This window comes from Streptomyces boncukensis, assembly GCF_011045075.1.
Lineage (GTDB): Bacteria > Actinomycetota > Actinomycetes > Streptomycetales > Streptomycetaceae > Streptomyces > Streptomyces boncukensis.
Map to the genome: position 1 here is coordinate 1 of NZ_JAAKZZ010001082.1, position 647 is coordinate 647.

A 647-nucleotide genomic window follows, 5' to 3' on the forward strand; every position below is an offset into this window, starting at 1 on the left:
CGGGACCGCCGTCGTCCCCGCCGCTGTCCCCGTCCCTGCCTCCGGCGTCCGGCGCCGGGATGATCTGGGTGCCCGGCTCGGCCGCGACCTTCAGATAGACGTTGAGGTAGTCCCCCTTCACCCCGCTGAGCACCTCGTCGGTGAAGGGGTAGGTGAACATCGCCTCCAGCGAGTCGGGCAGGTCCCGCCCGGCGTCGGCGAGGTTCTTCAGGGTGGGGGCGAGCGCCTTCAGATCCGCCACGAGGTCCTTCTTCGAGGTCCGCACGGTGTCCACGGCGACCGTGGAGAGCTCGTCCAGCGAGCGGAGCATGGTGACCAGGGAGCCGTGCTGCTGCTTGAGCACCTTCAGACCCGGGGTGAGCCCGTCCAGCACATCGCCGATCTTCCGGTGCCGGGTGGCGAGCCGGGAGGAGAGGGTGCGGACGGCGTCCAGCGCCTCGGTGATGTCGCCCTTGCTCCGGTTCAGCCCGGTGCTGAGGGTGTTCACCCGCCGGAGCAGCGAGCGGACCTGGGCCTCGTTGCCGCCGAGCGCCTGGTTCAGCTCCCGGCTGATGCTCTGCAACTGCTCCACACCGCCCCCGTTGAGCAGCAGCGAGAGGGCGCCGAAGATCTCCTCCACCTCGGCGCTGCGGTTGGTGCGGCCCGCC

At 70.6% G+C, this 647-nt stretch carries 1 protein-coding gene; it reads right to left on the reverse strand.

Annotated features, from left to right (window positions below):
• A partial coding sequence (locus tag G5C65_RS38045) for an MCE family protein (protein ID WP_241266361.1) occupies positions 1-647 on the reverse strand: 647 nt, incomplete at both ends.